Origin of the sequence: Legionella sp., from assembly GCF_049790535.1 — a bacterium.
Taxonomy (GTDB): domain Bacteria; phylum Pseudomonadota; class Gammaproteobacteria; order Legionellales; family Legionellaceae; genus Legionella.
Genome location: NZ_JBAQZB010000007.1, coordinates 1 through 6112 on the forward strand (window position 1 = coordinate 1; position 6112 = coordinate 6112).

The following is a 6112-nucleotide window of genomic DNA, read 5'->3' on the forward strand; positions in this document are numbered from 1 at the left end:
CAACTATTTTAACCATCACCCAATACTTCCTAGATATATTATTACCAGTGATGAAGGTGCAGCAAATCATAACCGTCTCTGTCAACACCATTCCCAACAAGGAATTCATCTGTTTGTTTATGGAAAAAAAGCATTTAGCACAGAACAGGGGAGCAAAGGCCCTATAAAATACCCTGCACGCCAAACACTAGAGGCCTCTGAAGCTATTGTGCGTACTCATCAACTGCATAAAAATCAAGTTGTTTTTGCACGTCAAAACCCACAGGCTATTGATCAAGGAGTTTTCCACAATGACGTTATTTCGGTAGCTAATGAATCCTTATTGCTAATCCATAAAGATGCTTTTGATGATCAGGAAGCCATACTTAATGAATTACATGAAAAAGCATCATTTCCCTTAACGATTATTGAACTGTCCCCAAATCAACTCAGTATACAAGATGCTGTAGAATCCTATTTATTTAATTCACAAATTATTACCTTAAATAATACCAATGAGATGATTTTAATTGCACCTCTCGAATGCCAAAATAATCAGCGTGTTAAAGAATGCATTGAAGTACTGATTACTGACAGTAAAAATCCTATTAAGTCAGTGTATTATATCGATTTGAAACAAAGTATGCGTAATGGCGGTGGTCCAGCATGCTTAAGATTGCGTATTCCTTTAAATGAGGAAGAAATTAAAGCAATGCATCAAGGAGCATTAGTGGATAATCAATTATTGGATATTTTAGATAAATGGATACTAAAACATTACCGCACAGAATTAAGTGTTGTAGACTTACTTGATCCCCAATTAGTTGATGAAAATTTTTGCGCCTTGGATGAATTAACTCAGATTTTAAAATTAGGCTCCATCTACCCTTTTCAATCAGAATAGATTAAAAAAATGTGGAAAACAAAACTGGGAATTTGTATTTATGAGTCACCCTCCGGTTATAAAGTATACCAAAATTTATTTTATCGTTGGCTTACCTTAGGTTCTACCGCGTTACAAACAGTAATTAATCGACGTATTCCACAAAAACCTGTTTTGCACTACCTACCTATTCTAACTCTTATGGCACGTCACTATCCTAATCCTACCTGTTTGCTGGGCTTAGGTGGTGCAGGTGTTCCTTTAATGCTATCAACTAATAATTCTTCCCCATCATTAGTTGCGATAGATAACAGTGAAGAGGTAATCGATATTGCTAAACGATTTTTTATGATTGAAAAACTAAAAAATTTTACTGTAATCCATGATAATGCAATGAATTACGTTCAAAATAGTACCACTATTTATTCTCATTTATTGGTTGATTTATATAATGCGAACCACTTTCCACCTGAGTGCATTAATGAATTATTCTTTAGTTCCTGTAGAAAAATATTAGCAGAGGACGGCTTTTTAGCCGTTAATTTAGCTAATCCCCAAGAACAATGGCCAATTTTTCAAATAATAAAAAAATACTTTAACCAAACGATGGTAATTCCTATAAAAAAAAGTGCTAATATGATAGTAATTGCATCAAAATGTAAACACAAGAAATTGTTTTTACATAAAATTGAAACATCAAAGGAGTTAAAGCGCACTGTTTGGGTTGGATCGTGGGGCTGCATTGGTGATTATTAAGTCCTAACTCATTAGAATGATCTCTATTGATCCATGTCCTAGGATTAATCTATTTAGAAAGAGATTTAAAAAGAATGCCCATCGCGGCTTTAGCAGTAGGAAGTGGCGGTTTGCTTTAGTTAATTAACAGTTAAATTGTACCTCTGTGCGTTGTTCACTAGCGAGAATACTCATTACATTAGCTCGCATCCGTTGGTACAATTTAACACCCTAGTTCCTGCAACTTTTCTACTAAACCTAGGCTTCACAAAACAGTTCTAAACTTCCATTAGATCTTTTTCTTTCTCAACTAACAAGGCATCTATTTCAAGAATATATTTATCCGTTAATTTCTGAATTACTTCAGTTGCACGGCGTTCATCATCTTCAGAAATAGCCTTATTTTTAACTAATTCTTTTAATTGATTATTTGCATCACGTCTAATGTTACGAATCGAAACTTTTCCTTGTTCCCCTTCATTACGAACTACTTTTATTAATTCTTTTCTACGCTCTTCCGTTAAAGGAGGCATAGGCACACGAATTGCAGAACCAGAAGTTGCAGGATTCAGACCTAAATCAGAAGTTAAAATTGCCTTTTCTATGGCTGCTACCATCGTTTTTTCCCACGGCGTTATCAATAAGGTACGTGAATCACTAGCAGCAATATTAGCAACTTGGCTTAAGAGAGTCTGAGTACCATAATAATCAACCTGCACATGATCCAGCAAACCAACATTTGCCCTTCCAGTACGAATCTTTGACATATCTATATGCAACGCATCAATAGTTTTTTTCATGCGCTTTTCTGAATCTTGCTTAATTTCATTAATCATTATTAGCTCCGACTATAGTTCCTACTTGTTCGCCAGATACAATTCGTCTTAAAGCATTTGGTGCTGCCATATCAAACACCTGTAATGGCATATTTTGATCTTGGCATAAGCAAATTGCAGTAGAGTCCATAACCTCTAAACCATAAGTTAAGACTTCTTTATAAGTCAAATAATCATAACGTTTAGCCTTGGGATTTTTTAAAGGATCTTCAGAATAAACACCATCTACTTTAGTCGCTTTTAAAACAACATCCGCGCCTATTTCAATAGCTCTTAAACATGCGGCAGTATCTGTGGTAAAAAAGGGATTACCCGTGCCGGCTGCAAAAATAACTACATGCCCTGTTCGTAAATGAGTGATTGCTTTACGTCTGTGGTAGGAGTCAACTACTCCCAACATCGGAATAGCTGACATAATACGAGCTGGTAAATCAATACGCTCTAAAGCATCTCTCATTGCTAAAGCATTCATTACCGTAGCCAGCATTCCCATATGGTCGCCAGTAACCCGTCCCACTCCAGCTTGAAAAAGTGCCTTGCCACGGAATAAATTGCCACCCCCAAGCACAAGACCTACTTCTACTCCCATCTGAATAAGCTCAGCAATATCCTTTGCTAAAGTATCAAGTACAGCTGGATCTATACCAAACTGTGACTTGCCCATAAGAGCTTCGCCACTAAATTTAAGTAAAATACGTTTGTATTTTTGTTTTGGGTGGCTTTCATTCATCTGTACGAACCTGAGCCATTACTTCTTCAACGAAATTATCTTCTTTTTTCTCAATGCCTTCACCAACTTCATAACGAACAAAAGAAATAACCTCTGCATTATTCTCTTTTAGAAGATTACCTACTTTAATATCGGGGTTTTTAATATAAGGCTGTCCTAATAAACTTACTTCATCGATAAATTTATTAATTCGTCCTTCAATCATTTTGTCAATAATTTCTTGCGGCTTACCACTTTCTTTCGCTTGAGCAGTAAAAATTTCACGCTCATTTTCGATTGCTTCAGCAGAAACCTGGTCACGACTAACAACTATCGGCTTACTTGCAGCAATGTGCATCGCGATGTCTTTAGCAAGAAGTTCATCACCATTTTTTAAAGCCACTAATACACCAATTCGAGATCCATGCATATAATGACCAATCACTCCATCATCACAGCTCATGCGCTCAATACGACGTAATTTAATATTCTCACCAATTTTAGCAACCAACTCTTGTCTTGCCTGTTCTACTGTGATTCCAGACGACAAAGCAAGTGCAGATAAGCCTTGTATAGTATCAACGGAATTGTTTAATGCTACTTCAGCAATGCTGTTCGCGAAGCTAGTAAAATGTTCATCACGAGCTACAAAGTCGGTTTCACTATTAATTTCAATCATTACAGCCGTATGCCTATTCTCAGAACAAGCGAAAATAATGATACCTTCAGCAGCAACTCGGTCGGCCTTTTTATCAGCTTTAGCTTGGCCGGCTTTACGCATTTCAGTAATCGCAGCTTCAATGTCACCATTGGTTGCAATTAGAAATTTTTTACATTCCATCATGCCAGCCTTCGTGCGCTCGCGTAATTCCATGACTAGTTTTGCACTAATTGACATCTTCATTTCTCCCCATAGAAAAAAGGGGCTAAATTAGGTCATATGACCTACTGCCCCACATTCATAGATTAATTATTCATCGATTTTTGCTTTATTACTTTCTTGAGCAACTTCAACAAATTCAGCATCAGAAGAAACTCCACCCACTGTATTGCTATTTTTTGCATCTAAAATTGCATCAGCAATACAACGAACATAAATATCAACTGCTCGCATGGAGTCATCATTGCCAGGAATAATGTAATCAATGTTGTTTGGGCTATTATTGGTATCAACAACGCCAATAACAGGAATCTTTAAACGACGTGCTTCTTCAATAGCAATATGTTCAAAACCAACGTCAACAACAAACAATGCATCAGGCAAACCGCCCATATTTTCAATGCCGCCTAAGCCACGATCTAATTTTTCAAGCTCACGAGTCAACATTAAAGCTTCTTTCTTAATCATTCCATCAAACAAACCCTTTTCTTTCATTTCTTTCAATTCTTTTAATCGAAATATAGACTGACGAACTGTTTTATAGTTGGTTAACATCCCACCTAACCAACGGTGATCAACATAAGGCATGCCACAACGTCTTGCCTGCTCACGGATGCTCTCTTGTGCTGCTCTTTTCGTGCCAACAAAAAGGATTTTTGCTTTATTAGCTGCTAATTTGCCAACGTAGTTCACTACGTCATTTAGCATTACCATTGTTTTTTCAAGATTGATAATATGGATTTTGTTACGGGATCCAAATATATATTCTTCCATTTCAGGGTTCCAGAAACGGGTTCTGTGACCAAAATGAGCTCCTGCTTCGAGCAATTCACGCATACTTACATTCATTATTATATCTCCAGGGTTATGCCTCCACGCTCCCCATACGAAACCCTCAAGGGACCCTAACGTATGTGTCGAAACGTGTGTGTATTAAAAGCGTCGTATTTATAACATATTGTCGTTTATTCAGCAATTACTATTCGTTTCTCTGCATCATTTTACAACTAAATTTGCCAAACGCCCATTTATGTATAGAATTAATATTATTGAAACTTATTATTTTTCAAAGGGATGAAAATAATGAGCATATCATCGTATACGTATAATCCTCACAGGCATACAAAAATCTGGTTAAGTAAGAAACCGAACCTATTCATGAATTTAGAAAATCAGGTTCGTTTGTTGGAGATGCGCGAAAAAAATCCAAATGACGAAATTAATCTAGTTTATGATTCAACCTTATTAACACGCGAAGCAACTGAAGAATTAGAAACTTTTTGTGATGAAAACAGAATTCTTTCTGTTGATGCAGCTTTATTTGCAAATCTGACTCTAACGAAAAAAGAATATACTTTACTTAATTTTTATAAAGATGAAATGCGTAATTTAAATAAAGGAGGAAATCTGGCTGTTGCAAGCGACATACTGCGCTGGATATCACCACTTTATGAGCGAGGCACTTATACTGATTTCGATTTTCCCATCGATACATCGAAGCTCCCTCCAGTGATAAAAGTTGCGGCTCCCTTATTGCTCAATATTGGCAGTTTAAAAATAGGAAAACAAGAATTTATCCTGGTAAATAACGATTTTGTAGCCATCGTTGATCCTAAAGCAGCAAAAGAACAATTAGAATACGTTCAGAGTGGAATTATTGAAAGGTTAACTCATTATGGTACTGATTTTGTAGAAAGAATAAACGAACAACTCCAGAATAACTTTTTTAATCGCTACGTTATCAAATTCATGAAAAATCGTCCGGAAGCGTTTTATATTTCTCAATCTAAAGAAATTGATCAAGACCTCATTTCTTCACGAGATCTCAGAAATCACATACGACAAATAATGTCAGATAAAGATAAATTTTTAGATTTTAATAGAAAATCCCCCACAGAAAGCTCTAATGAAACGATACAAAGATTAAAAGAGGAGTTGCAAAAGAAACTTACCCTGGTTAAATATCTATTTTTCGGCCAAGAATACACTGAAATAAAAAATATTCTCCAAAAAGACAATGAGGCTATTTTGGAATATTTAATGAAAAAAGAATTTAATATTTATTTAAAATCAATTGTTGTATGCACTAC

At 35.8% G+C, this 6112-nt stretch carries 7 protein-coding genes; 3 read left to right on the forward strand and 4 right to left on the reverse strand.

Annotated elements, in window-relative coordinates:
* On the forward strand, window positions 1-883 hold an 883-nt coding region (locus WA877_RS00240), incomplete at its 5' end, for an N-succinylarginine dihydrolase (protein WP_425168938.1).
* Between the two features lie 9 nt (window positions 884-892).
* Window positions 893-1618, forward strand: a complete 726-nt coding sequence (locus WA877_RS00245; protein ID WP_425168939.1) for a spermidine synthase — start codon at window positions 893-895, stop codon at window positions 1616-1618.
* A gap of 257 nt (window positions 1619-1875) precedes the next feature.
* On the opposite strand, the gene frr is transcribed toward WA877_RS00245, so the two are convergent.
* The 4 genes from frr to rpsB form a co-directional block, all read right to left on the reverse strand.
* Window positions 1876-2433, reverse strand: coding sequence for a ribosome recycling factor (gene frr, locus WA877_RS00250; protein WP_425168940.1), 558 nt, complete (start codon window positions 2431-2433; stop codon window positions 1876-1878).
* Entirely contained in the window at window positions 2426-3163 is a 738-nt protein-coding gene (gene pyrH / locus WA877_RS00255; protein ID WP_425168941.1) for a UMP kinase, read from the reverse strand. Before pyrH ends, frr begins: the two co-directional genes overlap by 8 nt.
* The gene (gene tsf, locus WA877_RS00260) at window positions 3156-4040 is read right to left on the reverse strand and encodes a translation elongation factor Ts (RefSeq protein WP_425168943.1); all 885 of its coding nucleotides are present in this window, start codon (window positions 4038-4040) and stop codon (window positions 3156-3158) included. The genes pyrH and tsf overlap by 8 nt, the downstream gene beginning before the upstream one ends.
* 72 nt (window positions 4041-4112) lie before the next feature.
* The gene (gene rpsB, locus WA877_RS00265; protein WP_425168944.1) at window positions 4113-4874 is read right to left on the reverse strand and encodes a 30S ribosomal protein S2; all 762 of its coding nucleotides are present in this window, start codon (window positions 4872-4874) and stop codon (window positions 4113-4115) included.
* 231 nt (window positions 4875-5105) lie between these two features.
* Here rpsB and WA877_RS00270 point away from each other — a divergent pair.
* On the forward strand, window positions 5106-6112 hold a 1007-nt coding region (locus WA877_RS00270), incomplete at its 3' end, for a glycosyltransferase family 88 protein (RefSeq protein WP_425168942.1).